The 13,949-nt window shown below is 67.6% G+C and carries 16 protein-coding genes; 1 reads left to right on the top strand and 15 read right to left on the bottom strand.

Annotated features, from left to right (window positions below; genetic code table 11):
- Nucleotides 1-120: 120 nt before the first annotated feature.
- The 8 genes from EJI01_RS01370 to mltG all read right to left on the bottom strand — a co-directional run bounded on the left by EJI01_RS01370 (nt 121) and on the right by mltG (nt 5,741).
- Nucleotides 121-312: a hypothetical protein gene (locus tag EJI01_RS01370; RefSeq protein WP_221885624.1), complete on the bottom strand. Its 192-nt coding sequence runs from the start codon at nt 310-312 to the stop codon at nt 121-123.
- Between the two features lie 57 nt (nt 313-369).
- Nucleotides 370-1,050: a TIGR02281 family clan AA aspartic protease gene (locus tag EJI01_RS01365; RefSeq protein ID WP_126835317.1), complete on the bottom strand. Its 681-nt coding sequence runs from the start codon at nt 1,048-1,050 to the stop codon at nt 370-372.
- Nucleotides 1,051-1,187: 137 nt separating this feature from the next.
- Complete coding sequence (locus tag EJI01_RS01360) at nt 1,188-1,850, bottom strand: ankyrin repeat domain-containing protein (protein ID WP_126835316.1); 663 nt, start codon at nt 1,848-1,850, stop codon at nt 1,188-1,190.
- Nucleotides 1,847-2,653, bottom strand: a complete 807-nt coding sequence (locus tag EJI01_RS01355; protein ID WP_126835315.1) for a TatD family hydrolase — start codon at nt 2,651-2,653, stop codon at nt 1,847-1,849. Before EJI01_RS01355 ends, EJI01_RS01360 begins: the two co-directional genes overlap by 4 nt.
- A gap of 64 nt (nt 2,654-2,717) precedes the next feature.
- Nucleotides 2,718-3,092, bottom strand: a complete 375-nt coding sequence (locus EJI01_RS01350) for a PilZ domain-containing protein (protein WP_126835314.1) — start codon at nt 3,090-3,092, stop codon at nt 2,718-2,720.
- Nucleotides 3,089-4,108 carry a DNA polymerase III subunit delta' gene (locus EJI01_RS01345; protein WP_126835313.1) on the bottom strand — a complete coding sequence of 340 codons (1,020 nt, stop codon included), beginning with the start codon at nt 4,106-4,108 and terminating at the stop codon, nt 3,089-3,091. The genes EJI01_RS01350 and EJI01_RS01345 overlap by 4 nt, the downstream gene beginning before the upstream one ends.
- Nucleotides 4,105-4,746: a dTMP kinase gene (gene tmk, locus EJI01_RS01340; RefSeq protein WP_126835312.1), complete on the bottom strand. Its 642-nt coding sequence runs from the start codon at nt 4,744-4,746 to the stop codon at nt 4,105-4,107. Before tmk ends, EJI01_RS01345 begins: the two co-directional genes overlap by 4 nt.
- Nucleotides 4,743-5,741 (bottom strand): endolytic transglycosylase MltG, encoded by a 999-nt coding sequence (mltG, locus tag EJI01_RS01335; RefSeq protein WP_126835311.1) that lies wholly within the window; start codon nt 5,739-5,741, stop codon nt 4,743-4,745. Before mltG ends, tmk begins: the two co-directional genes overlap by 4 nt.
- 83 nt (nt 5,742-5,824) lie before the next feature.
- Between mltG and EJI01_RS01330 the strand changes: the two genes are divergently transcribed.
- A complete protein-coding gene (locus EJI01_RS01330; protein ID WP_126835310.1) occupies nt 5,825-6,748 on the top strand; it encodes a YgfZ/GcvT domain-containing protein in 924 nt (307 codons plus the stop codon).
- Between the two features lie 7 nt (nt 6,749-6,755).
- On the opposite strand, the gene EJI01_RS01325 is transcribed toward EJI01_RS01330, so the two are convergent.
- The 7 genes from EJI01_RS01325 to EJI01_RS01295 all read right to left on the bottom strand — a co-directional run bounded on the left by EJI01_RS01325 (nt 6,756) and on the right by EJI01_RS01295 (nt 13,903).
- Nucleotides 6,756-6,971: a YbdD/YjiX family protein gene (locus EJI01_RS01325; protein ID WP_126835309.1), complete on the bottom strand. Its 216-nt coding sequence runs from the start codon at nt 6,969-6,971 to the stop codon at nt 6,756-6,758.
- Nucleotides 6,968-9,034, bottom strand: a complete 2,067-nt coding sequence (locus tag EJI01_RS01320; RefSeq protein WP_126835308.1) for a carbon starvation CstA family protein — start codon at nt 9,032-9,034, stop codon at nt 6,968-6,970. The genes EJI01_RS01325 and EJI01_RS01320 overlap by 4 nt, the downstream gene beginning before the upstream one ends.
- A gap of 208 nt (nt 9,035-9,242) precedes the next feature.
- Entirely contained in the window at nt 9,243-9,875 is a 633-nt protein-coding gene (locus tag EJI01_RS01315) for a response regulator transcription factor (RefSeq protein WP_126835307.1), read from the bottom strand.
- Nucleotides 9,872-11,233 carry a cache domain-containing protein gene (locus EJI01_RS01310; RefSeq protein WP_126835306.1) on the bottom strand — a complete coding sequence of 454 codons (1,362 nt, stop codon included), beginning with the start codon at nt 11,231-11,233 and terminating at the stop codon, nt 9,872-9,874. The genes EJI01_RS01315 and EJI01_RS01310 overlap by 4 nt, the downstream gene beginning before the upstream one ends.
- Before the next feature lie 36 nt (nt 11,234-11,269).
- A complete protein-coding gene (locus EJI01_RS01305; protein WP_126835305.1) occupies nt 11,270-11,998 on the bottom strand; it encodes an alpha/beta fold hydrolase in 729 nt (242 codons plus the stop codon).
- 82 nt (nt 11,999-12,080) lie between these two features.
- Nucleotides 12,081-12,956: a YbgC/FadM family acyl-CoA thioesterase gene (locus tag EJI01_RS01300; protein ID WP_126835304.1), complete on the bottom strand. Its 876-nt coding sequence runs from the start codon at nt 12,954-12,956 to the stop codon at nt 12,081-12,083.
- Nucleotides 12,953-13,903, bottom strand: coding sequence for an alpha/beta hydrolase (locus EJI01_RS01295; protein ID WP_126835303.1), 951 nt, complete (start codon nt 13,901-13,903; stop codon nt 12,953-12,955). Before EJI01_RS01295 ends, EJI01_RS01300 begins: the two co-directional genes overlap by 4 nt.
- Between the last annotated feature and the right edge of the window lie 46 nt (nt 13,904-13,949).

Here is a 13,949-nt window from a genome sequence, read left to right as displayed (position 1 = left end):
GATGGATGCAAACAATGCGCGAGTGCAAGCCTACACCGCACAAGCCCGCGAACGCACGTTCCATGCGCGCATCCGTGGCGATGCATCATCTTCGCGAACCGGCTTGCACCGATCGGCCGCTCAGGGAGCCGGGTCGCCCAAGGATTTCAACTCGGCTTCGAGTTCTGCAATCTTTGCTTCAATGAGCTTTTTGTCCCCGGCCGCTTTGGTCGGAGCAGAACTGTTTTCTTTGGTCTCCGGGGAAAGGCCTTTGGTGGCCCTCTCGATGTTTGCCAACTGCTTGCGCTGCTCGGCAAGGTCTTTCTCGATCAATGGTGCTGGCCTCTGGGTTGCCATCATGTCCCCCTAAACAGTGGACTTGCAGTCGTCCTATCTGCCGACGATCGTCAGTTCACGGTCGTTTGCAGTGACGTCGAAAAGCGAGAGCAGTTCCTGGCCGAGGAGGGCGTCCGTCGATTTGCGTCCCAGGGAGCCCACGACCACGGTGGCCTGCGGCACGCTGAACGGCCCGAAGGTCATGGGCACGCGCTCGATGCGGCGCGCATCCGTGACGGCTCCGGCCGCCTGCATGTGGGCGGGGGAGCCTCCGATCAGGTTGGCCCGTGCGGCGAAGTCCTCGGTCACCGCGACGCCGGCACTGACTGTGGCAGCCTTGTCGATCACGAAGCGCACGGGAAAGCCATTGACAGTACCTGGAACCCAGAACCGGCCGTCCTGACCGACAGGCACGGTGATCTGCCTGGATCCGTCGACCGCAATGTTCGTGGTCTTTCCCCTGGGCTGATTTGCGGTGTCGACCAGTACGCAGGCATCGGATCGAGCCTGCGCCGGGCGCGCGCTGGGCGGCACGTTGGTGTAGGTCTTGCCGCATTTGAAGATGGGCTCCGCCGCGACAACCGGGTGCATGCCCATGACGCCGAGGGCAATCGCCGCTTGTGCTCCGAGATAGCGCAGCGCCTGTTTGGATTTCGAGTGCTTCGACATGGCAAGACCTCGTTTGCTGATCAACGGGTTCAGACGATGCTTCATCCGAAACCGGCGCAGCGTCATCCAAATTCCATGTCGGCCAGGCGGTTCGCCGGAAGCGATCGACGGTAGGGAGCCTACGTCGAGGTCTTCTGTTTCATTGATTTAACATAATATACATTGTATTCACGAAGTATGTGGGAAGACCCGGCCCGGGCCCGTCACCACTTGCCGTCGCCGGGCCTCTTGGCCCGGACGGCCGTGCCCAGCAGCCGGACCGCATCCGACCGATTGGCCCGCTGAGCGAAATCGATCGCCGTCAGGCCTTGTTCGTTCTTCATCTGCGTGTCGGCGCCTTCGTCCAGCAGCAACTGCACGGCCGCGGTCGAGCCGTACATCGCCGCCATCATCAGCGGCGTGGTGCCGTTGGGCGATTGCGCATCGATGAAGGCATGGTTGTCGAGCAACTGCTTCATGATGGCCACGTGGCCGCTGGTCGCCGCGTAGTGCAGCGGCGCCCAGCCCGGCTTGTTGACGTCGGCATCGCGCGCGATCAGCTGGGTCACCAGATCCTGCTGGCCCTTGAGCGCGGCCATCATCAAGGGACTTTCGTCCTTGTCGTTGCGCAGCTCCACATTGGTCTGGGGCGAATCCAGCAGTACCTGGATCACTTTCGGCGACGGCTCCCGCAGCGCGATCAGCAAGCCTGTCTGGCCGTGCTCGTCGCGCGTGTTGGGGTCGAAGCCGCGGCTCAGCAGCTCCTTGATGGTCCCTGCGTTGTCGCTGCGAACGGCCCGAAAGAAATCGTCGAAGGACCCGGCGCTAGCAGAAAAAGAAACAACAAAAACAGATAGATATAACAGTTTTCTAATGTGATTTCTCATGCTTTTACGGCGGTAAAAAGCGTTTCGAAGTTGTCACTGGTGGCTCGCGCGACGGCTTCCACCGGCAACTGGCGCAACTCGGCGATCTGCTGCGCCACGAAGGGCACGTACGACGGGTTGTTGGTCTTGCCGCGATAAGGCACGGGCGCGAGATAGGGGCTGTCGGTCTCGATCAGCATGCGGTCGAGCGGCACGAAAGCCGCGACGTCGCGCAGATCCTGCGCCTTCTTGAAGGTCAGGATGCCCGAGAAAGAGATGTAGAAGCCCAGGTCGAGCGCGGCGCGTGCGACCTCGGCGGTCTCGGTGAAGCAGTGGAAAACGCCGCCCGCGGCCTGGGGCCTGCCGTCCTCGCCCTCCTCCTTCAGGATCGCCAGCGTGTCGGCCGAGGCTTCGCGCGTGTGGATAACGAGTGGTTTGCGCACCTGCTGCGCTGCGCGGATGTGTACGCGGAAGCGGTCGCGCTGCCATTCCATGTCGGCGATGCTGCGCCCGCCCTTGCGTTCTTCCATCTGGTAGTAGTCGAGGCCGGTCTCGCCGATGGCCACCACCTTGGGCAGTGCGGAACGCTGCACCAGGTCTTCCACCGAAGGCTCGGCGATGTCCTCGTTGTCCGGATGCACGCCAACGCTGGCCCAAAAGTTGTCATAACGCGCCGCCAGCGCCTGCACCTCGGCAAATTCTTCCAGTGTGGTGCAGATGCAGAGCGCGCGATCCACACCCGCGGCCGCCATGGCGTCGCGGATCTGCGGCATCTGGCCGGCGAACTCGGGGAAAGTAAGGTGGCAGTGGGAATCTGTGAACATCGCGGAACTTCAAGAAACGGCGGTGCAACCGCAGCGCCTGCGGTCCGCGTCACGGAGATGGGACTCAAATGGTCTGGGTCGGCCGGTCGGAGGCCATGGTGCTGCCGAGCGCCTCTTCGATGCGCGCCTTGAGCTGGCGCGACTTGTCATCGGACGGAAAGCGGATGCCAACCCCCGGCGCCCGGTTGCCGGCGGCGCGGGCCGGGGTGATCCAGGCCACCTTGCCGGCCACCGGATAGCGCTGCGGATCTTCAGGCAGCGTGAGCAGCACGTAGACGTCGTCGCCCAGACGGTACTCGCGCGAGGTCGGAATGAAGATGCCGCCTTCGGCGAACAGCGGGATGTACGCCGCGTAGAGCGCGCCTTTTTCCTTGATGGCCAGCTGGATGACGCTGGGCCTGGAAGGTGCGGAGGGGGTGGGAGTTGCAGGTGTATTCATGGGCGGCGGCCTGCCGAGTTTAGGGTGCTTCGCGCTTCGCTCACAAGCGCCTCGAGCATCAGGCCCGCATTGAACGGGTGTTCTGCGGTTTTTGCAGCATTTGCGAGCGATTTCGACCACCGGGCCAGCACGACTTTCGGCGGCACGGCCGGCAGGTCGACGGCCTCGAAGAACCTTGGCGCGGCGCCGCTGCCCGTAGCCATGAGGTCGTGACACAGCTTCTGCAGCGCGCTGATGGCCTGGGCCGGCGCATGGTCGGCCAGCGCGGCGATGTCGCCGCGCAGCATGGCCTTGGGCAGCAATCCCCAGGCCTTGGGCGACTGGCCTGCGGCGGCGAGCCGCAGCGCATCGCTGGGCCGGCCGCCGGCAGCGCGCAGCAGGGCGGCTGCGTCGCCGGCGGGCACGCCCTGCTCCACCAGCCAATTGCGCGCCTCGTCGTCTGCGGGCCAGGGCAAGGTGAAGCCGAGGCAGCGGCTGCGGATGGTGGGCAGCAGCTGCCAGGCGGCCTCGCTCGCCAGCACGAAGCGCACGTCGCCGACCGGCTCTTCGAGGGTCTTCAGCAAGGCGTTGGCCGTGATCGTGTTCATGCGCTCGGCCGGATAGACCAGCACCGCCTTGCCGCGCCCGCGCGCGCTGGTGCGCTGGGCGAAGCCGACCGCATCGCGCATCGCCTCGACACGGATTTCGCGGCTGGGCTTGCGTTTCTTGTCGTCGATGTCGGCCTGGCTTTTTTCGTCGAGCGGCCAGCCGAGTTCCTGCATCGCCACCTCTGGCATCAGCACGCAGAGGTCGGCATGGGTGCGCACGGAAATCGCGTGGCAGCTGGCGCAGTGGCCGCAGGCGCCCTCCCCCTTGGCTGCATCCCGCTGCTCGCAGAGCCAGGCGGCGGCCAGTGCCAGGCCGAGCTCGTATTGGCCCAGGCCCGACGGGCCCTGCAGCAGCCAAGCATGGCCGCGCTGGCGCAGCAGCTCGGCCAGCGGCCGCTGCAGCCAGGGCGACAGCGCCGGCGCGCTCATGGCAATCCAGCCACCAAGCCGCGGCCGGCCAGCGCCGCCTCGATCTGCTGCCAGACCTGGTCGCGCGACTGGCCTGCATCGATGCGCACGAAGCGCGGTGCAGCGGCTGCGCGCTGCGCGTAGCCCGCGGCAACGCGGCGGAAGAACTCGACCGGCTGCGATTCGAACTTGTCCGGCAGCCGTGCGCCGGCCAGCCGCTCGGCCGCCAGCTCGGGCGCCAGGTCGAACCACAGCGTGACGTCGGGCTGCAGCAGTGCGCCATCGCCAGGCTGGCCCTGCACCCAGCGTTCGAGCGTCGCCAGGAGTGCGGTGTCGAAGCCGCGCCCTGCGCCCTGATAGGCGAAGGTGGCGTCGGTAAAGCGGTCGCACAGCACGATCTCGCCGCGCGAGAGCGCAGGCTCGATCACGCGCACGACATGGTCGCGCCGCGCCGCGAACACCAGCAGCGACTCGGTCAGCGGATCCATCGGCTGGGTGAGGATCATCGTGCGCAGCGTTTCGGCGATCGGCGTCCCGCCGGGCTCGCGCGTGCGCGTGACCTGCCGGCCCCGGGCCGTGAACAAGGCTTCGAGCGCATCGATGTGGCTCGACTTGCCGGCGCCGTCGATGCCTTCGAGCGTCAGGAACAAACCCTTCATTGCTTGCTCCGCTGATAGCGGTTCACCGCGCGGTTGTGCTCTTCGAGCGAGCTGCTGAAATGGCTCGAGCCGTCGCCCTTGGAAACGAAGTACAGCGACTTGTCCTGAGCCGGTTGCACCGCCGCAAGCAGCGCTGCCTTGCCCGGCATCGCGATCGGGGTGGGCGGCAGGCCGGGTCGCGTGTAGGTGTTCCAGGGCGTATCGGCCTGCAGATCCTTCTTGCGCAGGTTGCCGTCGAAGCGCGTACCCAAGCCGTAGATCACGGTCGGGTCGGTCTGCAACGGCATGCCAACGCGCAGGCGGTTGGCGAACACGGCCGAGATCTGGGCCCGGTCCTGGGCCTTTCCTGTCTCCTTCTCGACAATGCTGGCCAGAATAAGCGCCTCATCTGCAGATTTGAGCGGAACATCGGAGGCCCGTGCGGCCCAAGCGGCATCGAGCTTCTTATCCATGGCCCGCATCGCCCGCTGCAGCAGCGCGATGTCGGTGGAGCCCTTGGAGTAGGTGTAGGTGTCGGGGAAGAAGCGGCCCTCGGGGTGCAGGCCCGGCTTGCCGAGCCTCGCCATCAGTTCCTCGTCCGACAGGCCGAAGGTCTCGGGCTTCAGCTGCTCGGCCTTGGCCAGCGCGCTGCGCACCTGACGGAAGTTCCAGCCCTCGACCAACACCAGGCTGCGCGTGGCCTCCTCGCCGCGCACCAGGACGTTGAGCAGCGTGCGCGGCGTGATGCCGCGTTCCAGTTCGTAGCTGCCGGCGCGGATCTGCCGATCCTGGCCCGAGAAGCGGAACCACCAATAGAGAAGTTGCGGCGACACGTCCGTGCCCGTGTCGGCCACCGCCTGGGCAATGCCGCGCGGCGTGGTGCCGGGCTCGACGGAGAGATCGACCGTGGGCGCAGGCAGCTTCAACGGCTGCTGCACCCACCACAGCCCCGCCGCGCCGGCGCCGAGCACGACGAACGCGGCGAGAAGAAAGAGGGTGAGGAAGAAGCGGCGCACGGGTCCGATGGAAGAGACGGATGGGAAGAGACGCGGTAGCCCTGCGGACTGAACGGGACGGGGGCGACCATGATAATTCAGCGATGACCTCAGTCGTTCTGAATGGCGTAACAGCCCTCTCCCACCTCGGCGTGATTCGCGCCGAGGGCCCCGAAGCCGCCAACTTCCTCAATGGCCAGCTGACCCAGGACTTCGCGCTGCTCGGCGCTTCCGAAGCGCGCCTGGCCGCGCTCTGCACGGCCAAGGGCCGCATGATCGCGAGCTTCATCGGCATCCGGCCCGAGCCCGAACGCGTGCTGCTGGTCGTGAGCCGCGACATCCTTGCCGTCACGCTGAAGCGGCTCTCGATGTTCGTGCTGCGCGCCAAGGTCAAGCTCAGCGATGCCAGTGAGGAGTTCGCGCTCTACGGCCTGGCCGGGACCGCGCTGACCGCCAATGGCGTCGATGCCGGCGCGGTGCCGGGCCGTTGCAGCCAGATCGGCGACGCCAATGTGGTTTCGCTCTATCCATCCGACGGCATTCCGCGTGCATTCTGGATCGCGCCGGCCGGCAGTGCCGCGCCCGCGGGTCCTGCCCTCGACCCCGCGCTGTGGCAATGGAGCGAGGTGCGCAGCGGCATCGTGACGCTGAGCACGCCGATCGTCGAAGCCTTCGTGCCGCAGATGCTCAACTATGAATCGGTCGGCGGCGTGAACTTCAAGAAGGGCTGCTACCCGGGCCAGGAAGTGGTGGCGCGCAGCCAGTTCCGCGGCACGCTGAAGCGGCGCACCTACCTCGTGCAGGCCGATGCGCCGGTCACTGCCGGCCAGGAGGTCTTTGCCGCCAACGACCCGGAGCAGCCGGTCGGCACCGTGGCGCAGGCAGCGCCGGCGCCCGGCGGCGGATGGGCCGCGCTGATCTCGATCCAGATCGCGGCGCTCGATGCGGGCGGCCTGCGCGCCGGCGCACCCGACGGGGCAGCGCTCACGGTCGAGCCCCTACCCTACCCGTTGCTCGAAGACATCTGAGGCCTCGTCAGCAGCAGCGGCCCTTGCCGCTGCCGTAGCGGGCCTGCTGCCGCTCGCGGAAGAAGGCTTCGTAGCTCATCGGCGCCTGTTCGGGATGCGTGCGTTCCATGTGGCTCAGGTAAGCGTCGTAGTCCGGCAGGCCCACCATCAGGCGCAGCGTGGCGCCGAGCGAGCGCGCGAGGTAGCGCCCCGCTTCCGGCAAGGCGGCGCCCGCCGTTCTCATGAAGCCGCCGCCGGCGCCAGCGGCTCGAAGGGCGTCTCGCGCGCGGTCGGCTTGTGGGCCGCGCGCGCCGCAAGGCAGGCACGCACGCTGTAGAACAGCACGCTCAGCACCACGAAGATGAAGAGCGCGCACAGCCCGGCGTCCAGCCGGTCGTTGAAGACGATGCGCGCCATGGCCTCGGGCGTTTTCGCCGGCGCGATCAGCACGCCCTGCGCCAGCCCGTCGGCGTACTTCGCGGCATGGGACAGGAAGCCGACCTTGGGGTCCGACGAGAAGATCTTCTGCCAGCCCGCGGTCAGGGTGCACACCAGCAGCCAGGCCGCCGGCAGGATCGCGACCCAGGCATAGCGCTCGCGCTTCATGCGGAACAGCACCACGACGCCCAGCATCAGCGCCACCGCGGCCAGCATCTGGTTGGAAATGCCGAACAGCGGCCACAGCGTGTTGATGCCGCCCAGCGGGTCGACCACGCCCTGGTAGAGGAAGTAGCCCCAGGCGCCGACGCAGAGAAAGGTCGCGATCAGGTTGGCGGCCATCGAGTCGGTGCGCTTCAATGCCGGCACGAAGCTGCCCAGCAGGTCCTGCAGCATGAAGCGGCCGGCACGCGTGCCCGCATCGACCGCGGTGAGGATGAATAGCGCCTCGAACAGGATCGCGAAGTGGTACCAGAAGGCCATCATGGCCGGCCCGCCGATGGCCTGGTGCAGGATGTGCGCCATGCCCACCGCCAGCGTCGGCGCGCCGCCGGCGCGCCCGAGAATGGTGCTCTCGCCCACGTCCTTGGCGGTCTGGACCAGCATCTCGGGCGTGATCACGAAGCCCCAGCTCGAGATCGTCTGCGCCACCGCCGCCGGCGTGCTGCCGACCAGCGCCGCCGGGCTGTTCATCGCGAAGTAGATGCCCGGCTCGATGCAGGCGGCCGCCACCAGCGCCATCACCGCAACGAAGGATTCGGCCAGCATGCCGCCGTAACCGATGAAGCGCGCATGGCGCTCGTTGTCGAGCATCTTCGGCGTGGTGCCCGAGGAGATCAGCGCATGAAAGCCCGACACCGCGCCGCAGGCGATGGTGATGAAGAGGAACGGGAACAGGCTGCCCGACCAGACCGGGCCGTTGCCCTGCGCGAACTGCGTGATGGCAGGCATCTGCAGCGTCGGTGCGACGAACACGATGCCGATCGCCAGCGCGACGATGGTGCCGATCTTCAGAAAGGTCGAGAGGTAGTCGCGCGGCGCCAGCAGCAGCCACACCGGCAGGCTGGCGGCGATGAAGCCGTAGCCGATCAGCATCCAGGTCAGCGCCTTGCCGTCGAAGGTGAACATCGGCCCCCAGGTCGGGCTCTGCGCCACCGCCTGGCCGCCGAAGATCGCGAGCATCAGGAGCACGAAGCCGATCACTGAGATTTCGCCGATGCGGCCCGGCCGGATGTAGCGCAGGTACACGCCCATGAACACCGCGACCGGAATCGTGGCCGCCACAGTGAAGGTGCCCCACGGCGATTCGGCCAGCGCCTTGACCACGATCAGCGCCAGCACCGCGAGGATGATGATCATGATCATGAAGGTGCCGAACAGCGCGATCAGGCCGGGCACCGTGCCCATCTCCTGCTTGATCAGGTCGCCGAGCGAGCGGCCGTCGCGCCGCGTCGATATGAAGAGCACGATGAAGTCCTGCACCGCGCCGGCGAACACCACGCCGGCCAGGATCCACAGCAGGCCCGGCAGGTAGCCCATCTGCGCCGCGAGCACAGGCCCGACCAGCGGACCGGCTCCGGCGATGGCCGCGAAGTGGTGGCCGAACAGCACGTTCTTGTCGGTCGGCACGTAGTCGAGGCCGTCGTTGTGGCGATGCGCGGGCGTCTTGCGATTGCCGTCCAGCCCGAGCACGCGGTCGGCGATGAAGAGGCTGTAGTAGCGGTACGCGATCAGGTAGGTGCAGATGGCGGCGATCACGACCCACAAGGCGCTGATCGCCTCGCCGCGGGCCAACGCCACCGTCCCCAGTGCGAATGCGCCGATCACGGCCACGACGAGCCACACCAGGTGGCGGCGGATGCTGTGCATGCGGATGTCTCCTTGATTTGAACCCCCGGGAGTTTGGCGAGCCATGGCCGCGCCGGCATCCGTCACACCGCGCGGATCGCCCGCGTGGCATTGCGTAATGGGAAACCCCTATCCCAGGGATACCGCGGAACCGGCTTCGCCGGGCCGCTGGTATCGCCCCCGGCGAGGGGGTTGGCGGCCACACGAAGTGGGCAAGCCTGGGGGAGAGCTATTTGATCCGAGCGTGCTCGACGGCGTACTTGATGAGCTCGGCTTGGCCCTCGATCCCGAGCCGGCGCTTGATGCTCTGCCGATGCGCCTCGACCGTGCGCACGCTCAGGCCCAGCTCGCGCGCGATCTGCTTGCTCGACTCGCCGCGGCCCAGCGCCGAGAGGATCTCGCTCTCGCGCGGCGTGAGCAGCGGCTTGGGCGCCTGGTTGCGGAACAGCCGCTGCGAGACCGCCGGGCTCAGGAAAGTGCCGCCGGCCGACACCGCATCGATGGCGGCAACGATCTCGGCCGCCGGCGCATCCTTGAGCACGTAGCCGCGCGCGCCGGCCTGCAGGGCCTGCTGCACGTACTCGGGGTTGTCGTACATGCTGAGCATCACGACGCGCACGGCGGGCTGCCTTTGCTGCAGCAAGGCCGCGAGCTCGATGCCGTTCATGTCCTTCATGCCGACATCGGCCAGCACCAGGTCCGGCTGCAGGCGCTCGATCAGCGTCAAGGCTTCGGCGGCACTGCCGGCTTCGCCGACGATCTCGATGTCCGGCAGCGGATCGAGGCGCGCGCGCAGTCCGTCGCGCACCAGCGGATGGTCGTCGACGAGAAACAAGCGAACGGCGGATGACTTGGTCGTCATGCGGCCTCCAGGCTGTGCACCGGCACATCGGCCGCGACGGTCGTTCCGCCGTCGCCGGATCGCATTTCGAGCCGGCCACCGATGGAGGCGACGCGCTCGCGCATGTTGCGCAGCCCGATGCCGAGCTTCGGGTCCAGCTGCATGGCCTCCACGTCGAAGCCGACGCCGTCGTCGGCCACCTCGAGCCGCACGCGATCTTCCGCGAAATCGAGCGCGATACGCACCTGCCGCGCCCGCGCATGCTTGCGCACGTTGGTCAAGGCTTCTTGCGTCACGCGGAACAACGCGGTCTTCACGTCCTCCGGCAGCTCGCGCGGCAAGCCCTCGAAGGCGACCGCAGCATCGACTGCGCCCTCGTCGTCGAACTCGGCGGCGAGCCGCTCGAGCGCGGCCGGCAGCCCCAGCGTATCGAGCAAGGCCGGCCGCAGCCGATGCGAGATGCGCCGCACTTCGGCGAGCGACTCGTTGAGCCGCTGCAGCGCCTTGCCGAGCGCAGGCGGCGCGTTCTGCTGCGCGCGCTCCAGCGTATCGACGGCCGACTCGATCAGGAGCTTGGCCGACACCAGCGTCTGGCTGGTGCCGTCGTGCAGCTCGCGCGCGAGATGGCCGCGCTCTTCTTCCTGCGACTGCACGACCTGGCGCGCCAGGAGCCGCAGCTTGGCTTCGGCGACGCGGTGCTCGCTCAGGTTCAGCAGCAGGCCGGCAGCGCTCACCACGCCCAGGCACAGTGCGGCGATGCCGGCGATCCACAGCATGGTGGTGGTCACGTTGAGGCTCACCTGCCGGTCCAGAGCCTGCTTCGTCGCCTCGATGTCGTCGAGGTACAGGCCGGTTCCCACCATCCAGTTCCAGCGCGGCAGCACCGTCACGTAGCCGAGCTTGGGCGCGGTCTGCGCGCTCGAGGGCTTGCGCCACTGGTACTCGACGTAGCCGCCGCCTTCGCGGGCCCGCGCGAGCAGGTCCTGGATCGTGAAGCGCCCCTGCGAATCGCGCAGCTCCCAGAGATTCCGACCGACCAGGTCGGGCTGGCGCGAGTGCATGAGCGAGCGCCCCTGCAGGTCGTAGACGAAGAAGTAACCGTCGTCGCCGTAGTCGAGCGCGGCGAGCCGGCGCAGGGCCTCGGTGCGCGTCGCCTCGTCGTCCAGCCCGGCGTCGTAGAGCGGCCGCACGGTGCTGACGGCCAGTTCGACATAGCTGCGCAATTCGCTGCGCCGCTGCGCCATATAGGTCAGCTCGATCAGGGCGCGCTCACGCTGCGCCAGGTCGCGCTCCTGATGGCGCACCGCGAGCGCCACCAGCACCAGCGCGACCAGAAGCGGCGCGACGGCGAGCGCAACGATCTTGGTGCGGAGATTCATGGGGCGGCAAGACTACCACCCCTCTTGCGCGCGCTTTCAGGCCAGTTTCAGCAGCTCCGCGGCGAGCTCGTTCGGCATGTCGACCATCACGTCGTGGCTGCACTGCATCTTCAGGACACGCCAGCCGGCGGCGCCCTCGACCTTGCCCGCGAAGTAGCGGAACGGACTCGGATCCCAGCTGTCGGCCAGGATGTAGAGGCGGCTCGCGATCGTGTCCGAGGCCCCGGTGAGCAGCAGCGGCATCTCGAAGGTCGCCAGCGCCTGCGGCCGGCACAGGCGATCGACGCGGGCGCGGTTGGCCTGCAGGACGTTGAACACTTCGGCCGGAATCGGCTGCATCAGCCCGCAGTTGCCGGACAGCGCCGTGCCGCGAAAAGCGCTCAGGAATTGCGCAGCGACTTCGGGCGCCAGCGCCTTCGACAGCAGGCCGTTGAGCGAGTCGCCGTTCTCCGGCACGAAGGCATCGAGGTAGACCAGCGAACGCACCTTGTCGCTCATGCGGTCGGCTACGCCGGTGATGACCATGCCGCCGTACGAGTGGCCGACCAGGATCACGTCCTGCAGCTCTTCCCACTCGATGCAGCCGCAGACGTCGCGGATGTGCGTCTCGAGCGTGACGTTTTCCGCCGACTGGTGAAAGCGCTCGCCGACGCCGGTGTGGGTGGGCGTGAACACCGTGTGCCCGGCTGCGCGCAAGGCCTGCGCCGTCTCGCGATAGCACCAGCCGCCGTGCCAGGCACCGTGAACCAGAACGAAATTGGCCATTGCCGACTCCTCGAATCAAAGGAAGCGGAATATTGGGTGGGGAATCGCACCCCTGCCACGGGGTATTCCCGGCAGTTGGCTACTAGAGCTTGCGCCGCATCTCGATGTGCGCGATGGCTGCTTCCTCGAAGGGCTCGCCGTGCGGCAGATAGCCGAGCCGTGTGTAGAAGTCGACCGCGCTGCGCTGTGCATGCAGCGCCACCTCGCGGTCGCCGCGCGCCTTGGCTGCGGCTTCGAGCGCGCGCAGCACCGCCGCGCCGTGGCCGCCGCCGCGCAGCGTGCGGTGCACGGCCATGCGGCCGATGCGGCTCAGGCCATCGGCGTCCGCGATCAGCCGCCCGGTCGCGATCACCTGGCCGAGGCGGTTGCGCGCCACGGCATGCACGGCGGTCTCGTCGTGCTCGTCCCACTCGAGTTCCTTGGGGATGCGCTGCTCCTCGATGAAGACGCTGCGGCGCACGGCGCCGGCGCCCTCGCCCAGCTGCGCCCAACTGCCGGTCGCGACCTCGCGCACGGTTTCACCGGCCTCGTAGGCGGTGAAAATTTCGCGCAGCAGCGGCGGTACCGGCTTGGAGGTCTGCGTGGCCGGATCGGCGAACACGTAGACCAACTCGCAGCTCACCAGCAGCTCCTCGCCGCGGAACAGCCCGCCGTGGAACACGATCGACGAATTGCCCACGCGCACGCACTTCATCGCGACATCGAGCATGTCGTCCACGCGCGCCGAGGCGTTGAACTCTATGGTGGCCTTGCGCACGTACAGGTCGCCGCCGAGCGCATGCATCGCCTCCTCGTAGGGCAGCGCCAGCGCGCGCCAATAGTCGGCGATGGCGGTGTCGAAGTACATCAGGTAGTGCGCGTTGAAGACGATCTTCTGCATGTCGACTTCGGCCCAGCGCACGCGCAGGCGATGGAAAAAGCGGAAGTCGGTCTTCTTGTGCTGGCTCTCTGTGCTCATGGATTCAATGCCTCTTTCAATGCGCGGGCCGCGTCGGCATGCGCCTGCAGCGCCTCGGGAATCGCGCGGCCCATTTTGACGAATTCGTGGATCACGCCGCGGTAGATCTCCAGCTCGACCGCGACGCCCGCCGCGCGCAGCTTGTCGGCATAGGCGATGCCCTCATCGACGACAGGGTCGCATTCGGCCAGGCCGATCCACGCCGGCGCGACGCCCTCCACGTCGTCGGCGTTGAGCGGCGCAAAGCGCCAGTCTTCGCGTTCGGCCGGGGTGCTCAGGTACTGCGCGAAGAACCAGCTGACGAGCGGCTCATCGAGCAGCGGGCCGGCCGCGAAGCGCTGGTGCGAAGCCGTGTCCTGGTGCGAAGTCGTGCCCGGATAGAAAAGCATCTGCAAGGCGAGCGGCAAGCCGGCGTCGCGTGCGAGGATCGCACACACCGCCGCCAGCGTGCCGCCGGCGCTGTCGCCGCCGACCGCGATGCGCGTGCCGTCGAGTCCCAACTCGCCGGCCTGCCTGGCGACGAACTGCAGCGCATCCCACGCATCGTTCGAGGCCGCCGGGAACTTGTGCTCGGGCGCCAGCCGGTAGTCGAGCGAGATCACGGCAGAGCCGCTCTTCTGGCTCAGCACGCGGCACAGCGTGTCGTGGGTCGCAATGCTGCCGACGGTGAAGCCGCCGCCGTGGAAGAACAACAGCAGCGGCAGCACGGCGCGCGAGGGCGCATAGAGCCGCGCCGGCAGCGCATGGCCGTCGCGCGCAGGCAGCGTGAAGTCTTCGACGCGTTCGAGTTGCGGCTTCGGCACCTCGAGCACGCCGGCGCCCTTCTCGTAGGCGGCCTTCGCCTCCGCGGGCGTCAAGGTGTGGAACGGGGGCTGGTGCGCGCGCGCCATCCGGTCGACCACGCCGGCCATTTTCGGGGTCAGCGCTGGCGCAAGGGTTTGGCTCATGGGCAAGAGAGGCGGCGCTTGTTAAATTGGAAGGCCCGCATCGTAC

It is taken from the genome of Variovorax sp. MHTC-1 (assembly GCF_003984645.1).
In the GTDB taxonomy this organism is placed as follows: Bacteria; Pseudomonadota; Gammaproteobacteria; order Burkholderiales; family Burkholderiaceae_C; genus Variovorax.
This window is presented reverse-complemented; position numbering and strand designations above follow the sequence as displayed.